The sequence below is a fragment of the Streptosporangium sp. NPDC087985 genome (assembly GCF_044741965.1).
Lineage (GTDB): Bacteria > Actinomycetota > Actinomycetes > Streptosporangiales > Streptosporangiaceae > Streptosporangium.
The window spans coordinates 66,707-80,080 of sequence record NZ_JBIUTQ010000001.1; the positions used below are offsets into that span (position 1 = coordinate 66,707).

The window sequence follows — 13,374 nt, forward strand, 5'->3', positions numbered from 1 at the left end:
TGGCACGACGCTCCCGCGGCTCACACGGTACGACGTCCTGAGAGACGGCGGTTCACCCGGCACGGTACTCCTGCGGGCTGACGCCGAACACACGTTTGAAGGCGGCGCTCAGCGCGAAGGGGCTGCCGTAACCGACCTGCCGGGCCACCGCGCCGACGGTGGCGTCGGTCTCGCGCAGCAGATCGGCGGCCATGGCCAGCCGCCAGCCGGTGAGGAACGTCATGGGCGGCTCACCGACCAGCTCGGTGAAGCGACGCGCCAGCGACGCCCGGGAGACGCCGCTGCCTGCGGCCAGCGCGGCCACGGTCCAGGGGTGGGCCGGGTTGTTGTGGAGCATCCGCAGGGCCCGGCCCACCACGGGGTCGCTCTGCGCGCGGTACCAGGCGGGGGCCTCCGCCTCCGGGCGGGAGAACCAGGCCCGGAGCACGGCGATGAGCAGCAGGTCGAGCAGCCGGTCGAGAACGGCCTCCTGGCCCGGCTCGTCCTTGACGATCTCGTCGCCGAGCAGCGGGATGAGGGGACAGTCCCAGGCGTCGCCGGGGAGGACCAGCAGGGCGGGCAGCGCCGCGAGCAGCCGCCGGCTGATCTCGCCGCGCATCTGGTAGGTGCCGGTGATCATCATCGTCGAGCCGTCCGGGCTGTTGCCCCAGGTGCGGACACCCAGATCCATCGCCTGGGCCAGTGGCTCGCCCCGCGGGGTGGTGCAGTGCTGCCCGGGCTGGATCACGACCTGGGGCGGGGTGGCCGGATCGTCGGCCACCGTGTAGGGATCGGGACCGCGCATGATCGCGACGTCCCCGGGGCGGAGCCGTACCGCCTCACCCCTGTCGGGAACCACCCATGCCTGGCCTCGCACCATGGCCACCAGGGTGAGCGGTGCCTGATCCTGGATCCGCAGGGACCAGGGCGGCGTCAGGAGCGACCGCAGCAGGAAGGCCCCCCGGGCTCTCGGTCCGTCCAGAAGCCCCGCGAGTGCATCCACACGACGGATTTTAGACGTAGGAACATGGAACTGCGCTTCTCAACCATGGTCCGTCTCACCGCAGGAGGCTTCACTCATGCCATGACGGAGAACACGGAGGAGGCGCACGGCCCTGCGTCCGCCCAGGTCTCTTCACGGAGGATGTGATGTTCGAATTGTTCAGGAGCGCCACACTGGTCGCGTCCACGCTGACCACCGGGCTCATGGCGGGCCTGTTCTACGCGTACGCCTGCTCGGTCATGCTCGGCCTGGCCCGTACGGACGACCGGACCTTCGTCGGCGCGATGCAGTGGATCAACGTGAGGATCCTCAACGGCTGGTTCCTCCTTCCCTTCCTGGGCGCGCTGCTCCTGATCGCCCTGGCCGGTGCGCTCCATCTCCGCGGAGACGGGCGGTCCGTGCTGCCGTGGATCGTGGCCGCCCTCGTGCTGTACGGCATGACACTCGCCATCACCTTCGCCGTCAGCGTGCCGCTCAACGACCGGCTCGCCGCGGCCGGATCACCCGACGGCGTCGCCGATCTCGCGGCGGTGCGCGCGGCCTTCGAGGCGGCGTGGAACCGCTGGAACATCGCCCGCGCGGTGACCTCCACGGCCGCGTCCGGCTGTCTCGTCTGGGCTCTGGTGCTCCACGGGCGCAGCGGGCTCTAGTGGGGGGCCATGTCGACGAAGCGGCTGTAGTGGCCCTGGAAGGCCACGGTGACCGTGGCGGTGGGGCCGTTACGGTGCTTGGCGACGATCAGGTCGGCCTCACCCGCCCGGGGCGATTCGCGCTCATACGCGTCTTCCCGGTGGAGGAGGATGACCATGTCCGCATCTTGCTCGATGCTGCCCGATTCGCGGAGGTCGCTGACCATGGGGCGCTTGTCGGTCCGCTGCTCGGGGCCACGGTTGAGCTGGGAGATCGCGATGACCGGGACCTCCAGCTCCTTGGCGAGCAGCTTGATGGCACGGGAGATCTCGGAGACCTCGTTCTGGCGGCTCTCGGTCTTCTTCGGCGAGGACATCAGCTGCAGGTAGTCGATGATGACGAAGCGCAGGTCGTTACGCTGCTTGAGACGGCGGCACTTGGCCCGGATCTCCATCATCGACATGTTGGGCGAGTCGTCGATGAACAGCGGCGCCTCGGCCACCTCACCCATCCGCCGGGCCAGCTTGGCCCAGTCCTCGTCGGTCATCGTGCCCGAACGCATCGCGTGCAGCGCCACCCGCGCCTCGGCCGACAGCAGACGCATCGTGATCTCATTTCTGGACATTTCCAGCGAGAACACGACAGTCGTCATACCGTGCTTGATAGCGGCAGATCTGGCGAAATCTAGTCCCAAAGTCGACTTGCCGATGGCCGGGCGGGCGGCCACAACGATCATCTGGCCCGGGTGGAGGCCGTTGGTGAGGTCGTCGAGGTCCTTGAAACCCGTGGGGACGCCGACCATCTGGCCGCCCCGGCCACCGATGGCCTCCAGCTCGTCGAGGGCACCCGGCATGATGTCGGCCAGGGGGATGTAGTCCTCCGAGGTGCGGCGCTCGGTGACCTTGTAGATCTCGGCCTGGGCACGGTCGACGAGCTCGTCGACCTCCTCGTCCTGCCCGCCGTACCCGAAGGAGACGATGCGGGTGCCGGCCTCGATCAGCCGCCGGAGGATGGCCTGTTCGCGAACGATCCTCGCGTAGTAGCCGGCGTTCGCCGCGGTGGGCACGACGGCGGTCAGCGTGTGGAGGTAGGCGCCGCCGCCGACCCGGGCGACCTCACCGCGCTTCTGCAGCTCGTCGAAGACGGTGACCGCGTCGGCGGGGTCACCGCGGCCGTAGAGGTCGGTGACGATGTCGTAGATGATCTGGTGGGCCGGGCGGTAGAAGTCGTCGGACCGCACGATCTCGACCACGTCGGCGATGGCGTCCTTGGACAGCAACATGCCGCCCAGGACGGACTGCTCGGCCTCGATGTTGTTCGGCGGGGTGCGCTCGAATCCCGGCTCGAACACCGGTGGCTCCGCGATGCTCACCGCCCGCCCCTTCTTTCGAACACAGTTACGCCATCCCCAATTTTTAGCCGCCCGGTCTGACAGTTTCGCCGGTCCCCGGACCACTGGCAACGTGACCTGTCGACAGGGGTGTGGATAACGTGGGCAGTTCTTCCCCAGATGCGGGTACACCCTGTGGACAGTCCTGTGGACAACTCTTTTCCACGATCCGAAAAGGCTCCCTGGCCAGCAAAAACGTCACCCACTGCCTGTGGAGAAAAGAAAGTTGGGACGACACGCCGAGACTCTCCTCACATGGCGCGTCCTGTCCTCTTGATCCTCTTGGAAGCCGCGCTGAGGGTAAGAGGCACAATAGACACGTGCCTCTTACCCTCAGCGCGGGCCGTGACCACGACAGGCAGATCCTCCGGCTGGCCGTACCGGCCTTCGGAGCGCTGGTCGCCGAGCCGCTCTTCCTGTTGACGGACACCGTCATCGTCAGCCGTCTGCCGGCGCCCGCACTCGGCGCGCTGGGGGTGGCGAGCACCGTGCTGAGCGTCCTGGTGGGACTGTGCGTGTTCCTGGCCTACGGTACGACGGCGGCGGTGGCCCGGCAGATCGGCGCGGGCAACCCCCGGCAGGCGGTCCAGCAGGGGGTGGACGGCCTCTGGCTGGCCGTCGGGGTCGGCTTGGCCGTCATCGCCGTGGTGTGGCCGCTCGCGCCCTCCCTCGTCCACCTGATCGGCGCCGAGGGCGAGCTCGCCCGGCAGGCGGTGACCTACCTGAGAATCAGCCTGCTGGGCGTCCCGGCCATGCTGCTCGTCCTGGCCGGAACCGGCGTGCTGCGCGGCATGCAGGACACCACGACCCCGCTGCTGGTCTCCGTCGGGTCCTTCGCACTCAACGCGCTGCTCAACGTCGTTTTCGTGCTGGTCCTGGGCTGGGGTGTCGCGGGCTCCGCGTGGGGCACGGTGCTGGCCCAGTCGCTCGCCGCCGCGGTATATCTCGCCCTGGTGTTCGGACGGCACGGAGCCCGGTTCCGGCCCGATCCGGCGGGCATCCGGGCCGCGGGCTCGGCCGGGGTCGCCCTGATCATCCGTACGGCATGCCTGCAGGTGGTGCTGACCATCGCCGCGACCGTGGCCACCCGGATGGGTGGCGACCAGATCGAGGCGCACACGGTGGCCCTCAGGATCTGGACCCTGCTGGCCTTCGCGCTGGACGCGATCGCCATCGCCGGGCAGGCCATCACCGGCCGTACCCTGGGCGCCGGGGACGCGGCGGGGACCCGGGCGGCGACCCTGCGGATGGTCCTGTGGGGGATCGGTTCAGGCGTGGTGCTCGGGCTCGCCGTGGTCGCGGCCAGACCGTTCGTACCTGCCCTGTTCGACGCCGGCCCGGTGGTGGCCGGGCGGCTGCTCGATCTGCTCTGGGTGATAGCGGTCCTGCAGCCGATCGCCGGGGTGGTGTTCGTGCTGGACGGGGTGCTGATCGGCGCCGGCGACCAGCGCTATCTCGCCTGGGCGGGACTGTGGACGACGCTCGCCTACCTGCCCGTCGCACTGCTGGTGATCGTCACCGGGAGCGGACTGGTGGCGTTGTGGCTGGCGCTCGGGGTGTGGATGGCGGCCCGGCTGATCACCTTGGGACTGCGCGCGTCCGGCGGGGCATGGTTGGTGATCGGTGCGTGATCTGGCGGTGTCCACCACGTAACCGGCTGCCTCTTGTACGACGGAACCCCCTGCGTCACTGTGAACAAGTCCGACAACAAGGGTGTTCACCCCCTCCATGATTGGGGCGCGCCGTGCCCGAAGGTACATCTTTGTCGATCGTGCGCCGCCTGCCACCGGGTGAGGCCACAGAGCGATGGACCGGTGCGCGCCACGGTCTGCCCAAGGCCTACGGCCGCGCGGACCTCATCGTGCTGGGCATCGGCGTCATGATCGGTGCGGGCATTTTCAGCGTCGCCGGCCGTCAGGCGGCCACCATGGCCGGCCCCGGAGTGATCCTCTCCTTCATGATCGCCGGAATCACCAGCCTGCTCGTGGCCTTCTGCTTCGCCGAACTGTCGTCGGCCATGCCGACCTCGGGCAGCGCGTACACCTTCACCTACGTCATCTTCGGCGAGGTGTGGGCCTGGATCGTCGGCTGGGCGCTGGTGCTGGAACTCCTGCTCGCCGCCGCGGTGGTGGCCCGAGCCTGGTCCCTCTACGCCGCCCAGATGCTGGCCGACTTCGGCGTCCGTCTTCCCGGCCCGCTGGCCGGCGTCACCGGTCAGGCCGAAGGGTTCGACCTGTTCGCACTGTTCATCCTGGTGGTGCTGACGGCCGTGATGGCGCTGGGCGCCCGGGTCGGCCTGCGCACACTGTGGATCATCGTGGTCGCCAAGCTGCTGGCCATCGGCGCGGTCATCGTGGTGGGCGCCACCCACTTCGACCAGCGGAACCTCTCGGCCATCCCGGTCCCGGCGGCTCCCGCCGAGAAGGCCGCGGACACCCTGCACTCGCCGCTGCTCGGCATCCTCTTCGGCCAGACGGGCGCGTTCGGCTGGTTCGGCATCTTCGCCGCCTCGGCAGTCATCGCCTTCGCCTACATCGGGTTCGACGTGGTGGCCACCGCGGCCGAGGAGGCCGAGGACGCCCCCCGGTCGATCCCGCGGGGCATCATCCGGAGCCTGGTGATCACCACCGTCATCTACATCGCGGTCGCGGTGGTGATGGTCGGCATGACCTCCTACAACAGGATCGACCCCAAGGCCCCGCTCGCCAACGCCTTCCGCCAGGCGGGTGAGGGCTTCATGGTGCACATCATCAACATCGGCGCGGTTCTCGGCCTCACCACGGTCATCCTGGTGATGCTCGTCGGCCTGACCCGTGTGGTGTTCTCCATGGCCCGCGACGGGCTGGTCCCCCGCCCGCTGGCCAGGCTCAACCGGAGCTATCACAGCCCGACCCGGGTCACCCTGCTCATCGGCGTCCTGGCGATCCTGCTGGCCGAGTCCGTGCCGGTGCTCACCCTCGAACCGCTGGTCGTGATCGGCGCCCTGACCGTGTTCATCGCCGTGGCCGCCGGGGTGATCAGGATGCGGCAGACCATGCCCGACCTGCCTCGGGGTTTCCGCGTCCCGCTCTCCCCCGGCGTGCCGATCGCCTCGATCGCCGCCTGCCTCTGGCTGCTGGTGAACCTCCAGGTCATCACCTGGCTCTACTTCGCCGCCTGGATGGCCTTCGGCGTGCTGATCTACCTGGTGTACGGCAGGCGCAACAGCGTGCTCGCCGGAGTCCGGTCGTCGGCCGACCCTCTCAAGGGCGAGGTCCGCGGCCGGCACCGCCGCTGAGCCCCCTACAGCCGCCGGGCGTCCAGCACGCTCCGCAGGAACTCCTGGGTCCGGGGCTGCCGGGGAGCGGTGAAGATCTGCTCGGGAGTGCCGCGTTCCAGGAGCACTCCACCGTCCAGGAAGCAGACGGTGTCCGCGATCTCCCGGCAGAAGCCCATCTCGTGCGTGGTCAGGATCATGGTCATCCCGCCCTCCTTCAGCTCCCGGATGATCCCGAGCACCTCCGTGACCAGCGCCGGGTCCAGCGCGGAGGTGACCTCGTCCAGCAGCATCAGGCGGGGCCGGGTGGCCAGGGCCCGGATGATGGCGACGCGCTGTTGCTGGCCACCGGAGAGCCGGTCGGGGTAGGCGTCCGCCTTGTCCGCCAGGCCGAATCTGGCCAGCAGCTCGCGGGCCTGCTCCTCGGCCTGCCTCCGGCCGGCTCCGTGCACCTTGCGCGGGGCCAGCGTGATGTTGTCCAGCACGGTCATGTGCGGGAAGAGGTTGAAGGCCTGGAAGACGATGCCCATGCGCTTGCGCACTCCATCGGCGTCGGCCCGGGCATCGGTGATCTCCTCGCCGTCCAGGTGGATCGCACCGTCGTCGACGGTCTCCAGCAGGTTCACGCAGCGCAGCAACGTCGACTTGCCCGAGCCGGAGGCACCGATCAGGCAGACCACCTCGTGCGCCTCGACCGACAGGTCGACTCCGCGCAGCACGCTGTTGCCGTGATAGTTCTTCCAGACGCCCTCGATGGACAGCAGGCTCATGGGTTCTCCTCACCTGGCTGCCCGTCGGGCCATGAGCCGGGACCGCCGCGCCCGCGGAGCCGCCCGCCGTAAGCGCTCACTGGCCTCGCCGCCGCTGCGACCGGGCCGCCAGATAGTCGGTGAAGCGGGCCATGGGGATGGTGAGCAGGATGAACAGCAGCGCGGCCACCAGGTAGGGCGTGTAGTTGAAGGTGCTGGCGGCGTGGATCTGCGCCTGGCGCAGGGCCTCCAGCGGACCGATCGTGGCGACCAGCGCGGTGTCCTTCTGCAGCGAGACGAAGTCGTTGAGCAGTGGCGGAACGACCCGGCGCACGGCCTGTGGCACCACCACGTAGCGCATGGTCCTGCCATGGCTCAGCCCGAGGGACCTGGCCGCGGCCCACTGACTCGGGTGCACCGAGTCGATGCCCGCCCGGAACACCTCCGCCACGTAGGCGCCGTAGGAGAGGGTGAGCGCGATGATGCCCAGCGTCGCCAGATCCGTCGGCATACCCTGCAGGCCGAGCGCGGGCAGGCCGAAGCCGACAAGGTAGATGATCAGGATCGTGGGCACGCCTCGGAAGAGGTCGGTGTAGGCCACCGCGAGAGCGCGCAGCGGGAAGAACACCGGGGCCCGGAGGTTGCGGGCCAGCGCGACCAGCAGACCCACGACCAGGATCAGCGGCTCGGCGATCAGGAAGATCTTGACGTTGAGCAGGAACCCGCTCAGCACGTCGGGCAGCGCCTTGACGAACTGCTCGGGACTGAAGAACGTCTCCTGGACCCGGGGCCAGCCAGGCGAGTTGGTGAAGACCCAGACAAGCAGGACGATCACCAGGACCGTCGAGCCGGTCGCGATCGAGCTCGACCGGATCGACCTGTTCCTGCGGAGTCGCTCCCGCTCCGCCTGCCGTTCGCTCTTCACCCAGCCGGTCTGGGCTGTCACGCCGTCACCGCTCTCCGTCGGGTGACGGCGTCTCGCGCGTGGCGCGGACCCCGCATCGGCGGGATACCTGCGCTCCGGTCACTTCAGCTCCGGAGCACCCGCTGCCGAGCCGAGCCACTCGGTCTCGATCTTGGCGAGCTCGCCGGAGGAGGTCAGCGTGTCGATCGCCCCGCTCACGCAGTCCACCAGCGGGCTGCCCTTCTCGAAGACGGCGCCGAAGACCTCGGGCGTGCCGGAGGGGGCACCGAACTGCCCGACGATCTTGGAGTTCTCGACCTGGGCGGCGGTCACGTAGAACGCGGTGGGCAGGTCCACCACGACGGCGTCGACCTGCTTGTTCTTCAGCGCGTTCACCGCGTCGATCTGCTCGTTGTAGACGTTCGGCTCGGCCGTCGGCTTGATGACGTCCTTGACCGCCTGCAGGGAGGTGGTACCGACCTGCACGCCGATCTTGGCGTCCTGGAGGGCGGCCAGGTCCGTCGCCGCGGCGGCCTTGGAGCCGTCCAGCGCGACCACAGCCTGCTTGACCGTGTAGTAGCCCTTGCTGAAGTCGACGACCTTGGCCCGGTCAGGGGTCACGGAGACCTGGTTGAGGTCGAAGTCGAACTGCTTGGCACCCGGGGCGAACGCGGAGTCGAACTTCACCGTGGCCCAGGTCACCTCGCTGCTTTCGAAGCCGAGCTGCTTGGCGACGGCGTAGGCCACCGCGCTCTCGAAACCCTTGCCGTTGGCCGGGTCGTCTTCCTTGAACCACGGCTCGTATGCGGGCTTGTCGGTGCCGATGGTCAGCTTGCCCGCGGTCTTCAGCGTGAGCTGGTCCTTGGCACAGGTGGCCGGTGCGGAGGGTGCAGCCTGAGGAGTCGTCTCCGAGGCCGGCGCACATGCTACGGCGGCCACCGCGATGGCACCGAGCGCCAGCAGAACCGAAGGACGACCCATGGCAAACCTCCTATATGAGCAAAGACTCACGAATTCTACGCATTCGTTGTGACTCTGGATGACACAGTCTCGCCCTATGGATAGGGCCCCTTCCCGCAGGCGGGAAAGGGCCCTGGTCACGCGTGAGCGGTCAGACCGCGACGACCTCGACGTCGAGGGCGGCGGAGACCTCCGGGTGCAGCTTGACGCTGACCTGGTGGGAGCCGAGGCTCTTGATCGCGGGAGCGATCTCGATGCGACGGCGGTCGAGCAGGGGGCCACCGGCGGCCTTGACGGCCTCGGCGACGTCGCCCGTGGTGATGGAGCCGAAGAGACGGCCGGACTCGCCGGCCTTCGTCTTCAGGACCACCTTGAGGGCCTTGAGCTGGCCGGCGACTTCCTTGGCGGTGCCGAGGTCGCGGATCTCGCGGGCGTCACGGGCCTTCTTGATCGAGGTGATCTGCTTCTCGCCGCCGCGCGTCCACAGGATCGCGAAGCCGCGGGGGAGCAGGTAGTTGCGGCCGTAGCCGCTCTTGACCTCGACGATGTCGCCGGGGGCGCCGAGGCCGGTGACCTCACTGGTGAGAATGAGCTTCATCTGTCCGGACCTCCTTAGCGCGCGGTGCTCATGTACGGCAGGAGCGCCATCTCACGAGCGTTCTTGATAGCGGTCGCCACGTCACGCTGGTGCTGGGTGCAGTTGCCCGTCACCCGGCGAGCACGGATCTTGCCGCGGTCGGAGATGAACTTCCGAAGCAGCGCCGTGTCCTTGTAGTCGACGTAGGAGATCTTGTCATGGCAGAACAGGCAAACCTTCTTCTTAGGCTTGCGCAGTGCCGGCTTGGCCATCGTGGTGCTCCTTTCAGAGCCCCGCCGCGAGGCGGGAATGGTCGCTGCGGATATGGACTGGGTGTGAAGATGCGGTCCACGGCCGTCCCGGAGGGCGACCGCCCGGACCTAGAAGGGCGGTTCGTCGCTGAAGTCGCCGCCGCCGAAGTTGCCGCCACCCTGCGGCTGGCCGCCGCTGAAGTTGCCGCCGCCACCGTAGTTGTTGCCACCGCCGCCGTATCCGCCACCCTGGGGGGCGGCAGGCGCTGCGGAGGCCCACGGGTCGTTGGCAGGGCCGCCACCGAAGCCGCCACCGCCACCACCCTGACGGGTGGTCTTGTTGACCTTGGCGGTCGCGTTCCTCAGGGAGGGGCCGACCTCGTCGACCTCAACCTCGTAAACCGTGCGCTTCTCGCCTTCCTTGGTCTCGTAAGACCGCTGGCGCAGCCGTCCCTGAACGATGACCCGCATGCCGCGCTGGAGGCTCTCCGCGACGTTCTCCGCCGCCTGCCGCCACACGTTGCAGGTCAGGAACAGGCCTTCGCCGTCCTTCCACTCGTTGGTCGTCTTGTCCAGAAACCGCGGAGTGGACGCGATGCGGAACCGGGCCACAGCTTGCCCCGTAGGGGTGAACCGCAGCTCCGGGTCGTCGACGAGGTTGCCGACGATGGTGATCGTGGTGTCGCCTGCTGCCATGGCTAGCGCTGCCCTTCCTGCGGCCTTAGCTGGTTATCAGCTCAGAGTACGGCTGACGTCCGACAAAAGCCGGGACTTAGTGCACGTCCGGACGGAGGACCTTGGTCCGCAGGATGCCCTCGTTGAGGTTCATCTGCCGGTCCAGCTCCTTGACCGTGGCGGGCTCGGCGGTCAGGTCGATGACGGCGTAGATGCCCTCGGGCTTCTTGGCGATGTCATAGGACAGCCGGCGACGACCCCACACGTCGACCTTCTCCACGGTGCCGCCGTCATTGCGGACCACCGTGAGGAACTGGTCGAGGGAAGGGGCCACCGTGCGCTCATCGAGCGAAGGGTCGAGAATGACCATCATTTCGTAACGACGCATGCTGGCTTCCAACCTCCTCTGGACTCTTGCGGTCACGACACCGTGCCGTGACAGGAGGACGCTGACGTTTTCACCCTGGACGCCCATTTCGGCGACCGTGGCGGAGGGCGGGCAATAACACGCCCATGTAACGTAGCCGGGCCATCCTACCAGCCTGTCAAGGGTTGGGCCGTCACCTCGCCGGGCACCTCCCTACCAAGGAAGAGGGGGGTGGTGGGGCATGACGCGCGCGTCCCGTTCCACCGGGGGCCGGCCGTTCCGGCTGAGGCTGAACAGCGACGGGCGGAGGCATCCCGTTGAGAACGTCCTGAGCATCGTCACGCTCGCCTGCGGGCTGGTGGCCCTCGTATGCGCGGTCATCCCGGGTGCGCACGCGCTCGCCGCCTGGCTCGGGGTGGTGGGGTTCGTCGGAGGTTTCTACTCACAGTACGTCTCGGCCACGACGGCGGAGCGCTCACTGAACATCGTGGGCATCGTGGCCTCGTTCGTGGGCGTGGCCCTCGGCATCTATCACGGTGGTTTCTTCCCGTGAACCCAGCGGCCGGAAGACCACGCCGGGAAGCCCAGGACTCCTTGCGGTCAGCCCGCGGGGAAGCGGGCGTGGGGGGCGCGCCGTGCGACTGCCCAGGAAAAGTGGTCCGAAACGGCTAGGCTCGAACACATGCCGCGTATCGGAGCCCATGTCGACCAGGACGACCCGCTGGCCCACGCCAGGGCGCGTGACGCCGAGGTCGCGCAGTTCTTCCTCGGCGACCCCCAGGGCTGGAAGGGCCCGGTCATCAGCGAGAAGGCACGGGAGATCAGGGATTCCGGGGTGGACGTCTACGTCCACGCGCCCTACGTGATCAACGTTGCCACGGCCAACAACCGGATCCGCATCCCCAGCCGCAAGTTGCTGGGCGCGAACCTCGCGGCGGCGGCCGAGCTGGGCGCCAAGGGCCTGATCGTCCACGGCGGACATGTGAGCGCGGGTGACGACCCGCAGAAGGGCTTCGACAACTGGCGCAAGGTGTTCGAGCGCCTGGAGGAGCACGGCGTCCCGGTGCTCATCGAGAACACCGCGGGCGGCGGCAACGCGATGGCCCGCAGGCTGGAGCGCATCGCCCGGCTGTGGGACGCCCTTGACGGCTTCGACGTGGGCTTCTGCCTGGACACCTGCCACGCGCACGCGGCCGGCGAGGAGCTGGCCGACGTGGTCGAGCGGATCATGGCCGTCACCGGCCGGATCGACCTGATCCACTGCAACGACTCGCGCGACGCCGCGGGATCCGGCGCGGACCGGCACGCCAATCTCGGCGCGGGCCAGATCGGCACCGAGCTCATTCTCGCGGTGTGCCGGAGCGCGGACGCGCCGATCGTGGTGGAGACACCGTCCGCCGGTCAGGCCGAGGACATCGCCTTCCTCAGAAAGAACCTTTGATCCACAGCCTGTGGATAACTTCCCTGGATTACTCCGCGCCGCGGGTGGGTAAGGATATTCAGCCCACCCAGGCACCATTCATGAAAATCAGCGTGTTGAGCACCATCAGCGGACCGACCACCAGCGCATAGGCGAGGATCACCCACTGCCTCCAGCGCGCACCCGGGGTGCTCGCCCGCGCGATGAACAGGAAGAGGGGCCACCACAGCAGCGCCGAGCGCGGGATCGACAGGTAGTAGGCGGAACAGACCAGGGCGCCCACCTGGAGCCCCACGTAGACGGACTCGCTCCACCGCCGCAGGTAGAGCAGGACCAGCACGAGCCCGATACCGACGACCGCCCCGGCGATCTCCAGCCGGAACGCCCAGGCGAACTGTCCCTCTCCCATGGCCGAGTTCCACGTCGTGATCAGCGACTCCCACGGCCACACCAGGTGCCGCCCCCACCCGGCCTCCTGCGCGTGCTTCCACGCCAGCCAGTCACCGCTGAGGCTGTAGTGGTAGGCGGAGTAGAGCACCAGCGGCACGGGCGGCAGGGCCAGCCACCCGGCCTGCCGTACGGGCTGCCGCCTGGTGAAGAACTCCACGATCAGCGCGAGCGCCAGGAACAGACCGGTGATCCGCATGCAGGAGGCGCCCGCCGCCAGGCCGGCGGCCAGTGACCACCGCCCCTGACGTGCCGCCAGCCAGGCGGGGATCGCGAAGGCCAGGAACAGTGCCTCGCTGTACCCGGCGAACAGGAACACCGACATCGGCCAGAGCAGCAACGCCAGCACCGCGCGCCCTCCGGTTCCCCGCGGGCCCTCGAACTCGGCGAGCCTGGCCAGCGCCACCATCGCCACAGCGCCCGCCACGAAGGAGATCAGCAGCCCGGCGAGCGTCCAGTCGTCCACGAGCAGGTGCACCGCGCGGAGCGTCAACGGCATCCCAGGAAAGAACGCAGGCAGTCCTCTGTCCGGCTCCGCGGTGGGATCGCCCCCGTAGCCGTACTCGGCGATGGTGATGAGGAGACTGGCGTCCCAGTGCTTCCAGCGCTCCAGGAACGGCGCGACGGCCCCTCCGTCGGTCATGACTCCGGCCCCCACGACCGCGAGGACGACGATTCCCAGCCGGGAACTCAGCCAGAGCGTCAACGCCTCCGTCGCGGTGCCGCGGGAAGGTCCGAGGGGGGTGATCATACGGTGAAATTGTGG

The 13,374-nt window shown here is 68.6% G+C and carries 15 protein-coding genes; 5 read left to right on the forward strand and 10 right to left on the reverse strand.

Annotation, left to right across the window (positions count from 1 at the left end; translation table 11 throughout):
• Nucleotides 1–52: 52 nt before the first annotated feature.
• Complete coding sequence (locus ACIN94_RS00360) at nucleotides 53–982, reverse strand: AraC family transcriptional regulator (RefSeq protein ID WP_400697522.1); 930 nt, start codon at nucleotides 980–982, stop codon at nucleotides 53–55.
• Between the two features lie 146 nt (nucleotides 983–1,128).
• On the opposite strand from ACIN94_RS00360, the gene ACIN94_RS00365 reads away from it, so the two are divergent.
• Entirely contained in the window at nucleotides 1,129–1,632 is a 504-nt protein-coding gene (locus ACIN94_RS00365) for a DUF1772 domain-containing protein (protein WP_400697525.1), read from the forward strand.
• Here the strand turns inward: ACIN94_RS00365 and dnaB are convergent.
• Nucleotides 1,629–2,984: a replicative DNA helicase gene (gene dnaB / locus ACIN94_RS00370; protein WP_400697527.1), complete on the reverse strand. Its 1,356-nt coding sequence runs from the start codon at nucleotides 2,982–2,984 to the stop codon at nucleotides 1,629–1,631. The genes ACIN94_RS00365 and dnaB overlap by 4 nt on opposite strands.
• A gap of 338 nt (nucleotides 2,985–3,322) precedes the next feature.
• Here dnaB and ACIN94_RS00375 point away from each other — a divergent pair, with 338 nt between their 5' ends.
• Nucleotides 3,323–4,633 carry an MATE family efflux transporter gene (locus ACIN94_RS00375; protein ID WP_400697530.1) on the forward strand — a complete coding sequence of 437 codons (1,311 nt, stop codon included), beginning with the start codon at nucleotides 3,323–3,325 and terminating at the stop codon, nucleotides 4,631–4,633.
• 140 nt (nucleotides 4,634–4,773) lie between these two features.
• Nucleotides 4,774–6,279: an APC family permease gene (locus tag ACIN94_RS00380; RefSeq protein WP_400699903.1), complete on the forward strand. Its 1,506-nt coding sequence runs from the start codon at nucleotides 4,774–4,776 to the stop codon at nucleotides 6,277–6,279.
• A gap of 5 nt (nucleotides 6,280–6,284) precedes the next feature.
• Here ACIN94_RS00380 and ACIN94_RS00385 read toward each other — a convergent pair whose 3' ends face one another.
• The 7 genes from ACIN94_RS00385 to rpsF all read right to left on the reverse strand — a co-directional run bounded on the left by ACIN94_RS00385 (nucleotide 6,285) and on the right by rpsF (nucleotide 10,762).
• Nucleotides 6,285–7,028: an amino acid ABC transporter ATP-binding protein gene (locus ACIN94_RS00385; protein ID WP_400697532.1), complete on the reverse strand. Its 744-nt coding sequence runs from the start codon at nucleotides 7,026–7,028 to the stop codon at nucleotides 6,285–6,287.
• A 76-nt stretch (nucleotides 7,029–7,104) separates the two neighbouring features.
• Nucleotides 7,105–7,953, reverse strand: coding sequence for an amino acid ABC transporter permease (locus tag ACIN94_RS00390; RefSeq protein ID WP_400697535.1), 849 nt, complete (start codon nucleotides 7,951–7,953; stop codon nucleotides 7,105–7,107).
• Nucleotides 7,954–8,031: 78 nt separating this feature from the next.
• Nucleotides 8,032–8,892, reverse strand: coding sequence for an ABC transporter substrate-binding protein (locus ACIN94_RS00395; protein WP_400697538.1), 861 nt, complete (start codon nucleotides 8,890–8,892; stop codon nucleotides 8,032–8,034).
• Between the two features lie 130 nt (nucleotides 8,893–9,022).
• A complete protein-coding gene (gene rplI, locus ACIN94_RS00400; RefSeq protein WP_400697541.1) occupies nucleotides 9,023–9,469 on the reverse strand; it encodes a 50S ribosomal protein L9 in 447 nt (148 codons plus the stop codon).
• A gap of 14 nt (nucleotides 9,470–9,483) precedes the next feature.
• Nucleotides 9,484–9,720 carry a 30S ribosomal protein S18 gene (gene rpsR, locus ACIN94_RS00405; protein WP_012895699.1) on the reverse strand — a complete coding sequence of 79 codons (237 nt, stop codon included), beginning with the start codon at nucleotides 9,718–9,720 and terminating at the stop codon, nucleotides 9,484–9,486.
• A 108-nt stretch (nucleotides 9,721–9,828) separates the two neighbouring features.
• Complete coding sequence (locus tag ACIN94_RS00410; protein WP_400697546.1) at nucleotides 9,829–10,395, reverse strand: single-stranded DNA-binding protein; 567 nt, start codon at nucleotides 10,393–10,395, stop codon at nucleotides 9,829–9,831.
• A 76-nt stretch (nucleotides 10,396–10,471) separates the two neighbouring features.
• Nucleotides 10,472–10,762: a 30S ribosomal protein S6 gene (rpsF, locus tag ACIN94_RS00415; RefSeq protein ID WP_196439166.1), complete on the reverse strand. Its 291-nt coding sequence runs from the start codon at nucleotides 10,760–10,762 to the stop codon at nucleotides 10,472–10,474.
• 220 nt (nucleotides 10,763–10,982) lie between these two features.
• Here rpsF and ACIN94_RS00420 point away from each other — a divergent pair, with 220 nt between their 5' ends.
• Together ACIN94_RS00420 and ACIN94_RS00425 are read left to right on the forward strand one after the other, a co-directional pair.
• The gene (locus ACIN94_RS00420) at nucleotides 10,983–11,294 is read left to right on the forward strand and encodes a hypothetical protein (protein ID WP_400697551.1); all 312 of its coding nucleotides are present in this window, start codon (nucleotides 10,983–10,985) and stop codon (nucleotides 11,292–11,294) included.
• 129 nt (nucleotides 11,295–11,423) lie between these two features.
• Complete coding sequence (locus ACIN94_RS00425; protein WP_400697554.1) at nucleotides 11,424–12,182, forward strand: deoxyribonuclease IV; 759 nt, start codon at nucleotides 11,424–11,426, stop codon at nucleotides 12,180–12,182.
• Nucleotides 12,183–12,240: 58 nt separating this feature from the next.
• Here ACIN94_RS00425 and ACIN94_RS00430 read toward each other — a convergent pair whose 3' ends face one another.
• Nucleotides 12,241–13,359, reverse strand: coding sequence for a mannosyltransferase family protein (locus ACIN94_RS00430; RefSeq protein WP_400697556.1), 1,119 nt, complete (start codon nucleotides 13,357–13,359; stop codon nucleotides 12,241–12,243).
• Nucleotides 13,360–13,374 lie beyond the last annotated feature (15 nt).